The sequence below is a fragment of the Methanobrevibacter sp. genome (assembly GCF_045644645.1).
Taxonomy (GTDB): Archaea; Methanobacteriota; Methanobacteria; order Methanobacteriales; family Methanobacteriaceae; genus Methanocatella.
Genome location: NZ_JAZRHE010000120.1, coordinates 1 through 1,897 on the forward strand (window position 1 = coordinate 1; position 1,897 = coordinate 1,897).

General features: G+C 37.3%; 1 protein-coding gene. It reads right to left on the minus strand.

All coding sequences use genetic code 11. The annotated features are described in order from the left end of the window. Positions 1–182: 182 nt before the first annotated feature. Positions 183–1,679 (minus strand): 5,10-methenyltetrahydromethanopterin hydrogenase cofactor biosynthesis protein HmdC, encoded by a 1,497-nt coding sequence (hmdC, locus tag ACKI4K_RS06725; RefSeq protein ID WP_407423509.1) that lies wholly within the window; start codon positions 1,677–1,679, stop codon positions 183–185. Positions 1,680–1,897 lie beyond the last annotated feature (218 nt).

Here is a 1,897-nt window from a genome sequence, read left to right on the forward strand (position 1 = left end):
AAAGAATTAAATCCGATTTTATTAAAAACAAGTCCCATTCAACACTAAAGAAATAAAATAAATGGAAAATGAATTTAGTAATACTTTTTTATTAAATAATACTACTGATATTAATAAAAAATAAAAAATATGTATTACTAAAATTGAAGTATAATGAAAGAAAAATTTACTTCCAAACCGATTCACACTATTGTCAAGGCATTTGGCACTTTTTTAAGCACGTTTTCTCTAACTGGAATCATTGTTGAGGATGCAATTGAAAAATCAGCATTTTCAGAAGCGGCCTTATCATCACTTTCCCCAATGACGGTTGCGTTTAACACACCCTGCAGGTTATCAACCGTATTCCTCAATACCCATTCATCGACATCAGAAATTATTATTTCATCAACATGCCTATCCAGTTCATTAGCAATTACCCATGATATGAATCTTCCTCCATGCAATGCAATAGTATTTCCATCGGCCAAATCGACAATCTCCTCCAAAGTGTGCTTTAATTGAATATTCTGATACATTCTGGAATTGACCAATGTTGCCCAATGGGCATCACCAACATGATAAGCCCCTATCTTTCTTGGATAAACATATTCCGGTCCTGCGATTTTAACAGCAGTGGCAAGTGACAACAAATCCTGCTTTTGAACCGGAAGGCCCCTGTTCGGAAATTCCTCATTGATGATTTGAATTATTCTTGGAAGGCCGAATTTTCCTCTTCTGGCTGTTCCGGGTTCATATCCGCACATGTATCCGTGGTGATTTTTTGGAAAACCGGTAATTACCATATTCAAACCGGACCTTAAGCCTGCCCTTACCTCATGCTCATATGCCCCATTAGTGGCCACCACCTTTCCCGGTGACAATATTCTTGCAGCGGCAATTGTTTTGGCGAAGCTTTCGGTTGTGTTTTCACATCTGTTGAAAGGACCCCCTTCAACCACAATAACATCAGCGCCAATTTCGATGGACTTTTCAAAGCCTGTGATTACCTCATCATAACCGTCGCCAACAAACATGATTGATTCCAGACCCCTTCCATATTCTTTGGCCAGCTGCGCGATGTCTTCAGCTTCCCTCAATGGTGCCGCATGACCGTCACCTGTTTGCTCACAGGTAACATTCACCGCAACGGATGATGACAGTTTAACCCATTCCTCCTTATCATCTTTTTGTTCCAATTCCTTATCAATTAAACGCTCATGAATCCTTCCACGGGGACATTCAGTGAATGCAGGACCCTTGTTATAACATTCACCACCACATCCGCTGATATTTTTTGGAAGCCTCATTGCACCATTTTCACCGAAATGATCCAGATCCAGGGGAACATCAACTACTTCATGAACCCTTTTCATCACTTCAAGACCTGTCATTCCAAATTTTTCACCTATATCCGAAAAAGCGTAAGCGCAGATATGAATCGGCGCCCCAATCATATCAGATAAGCGGCAATTGCCCAACAGATCCATCAATTCCAAATCCGATGCGCAGGTTCCTGCAACCACCTCAGTTAAGTCACATCCTAAAGGGAATCTTTTAAATTGCATCCCCAATTTCATTGTTTCTTCCATGGAAAGTTCGGATATTGCATCTACCACCGAGGTTATATCCTTATCCATCTTTGAAATTTCAATTGCAGCATCATCATCATAAACAGCACTTTTTATTAAATCATACATGAAAATTCTCCAAATTCAGTTTTAACTAATATAATTTTCAGTGAAATCTTAAATAAATAACTTTCGATTTAGGCAAACCTAAATCACAATAATATAAATCTGATTATAAAATAAAAAGTATTACTAAATTAAAATAAACCAAATAAAATGTAATACTAGTATTACTAAAAAATAAAAAACGATAGAAAAAATAATACTAAATAAAGCTCAATGTAAAG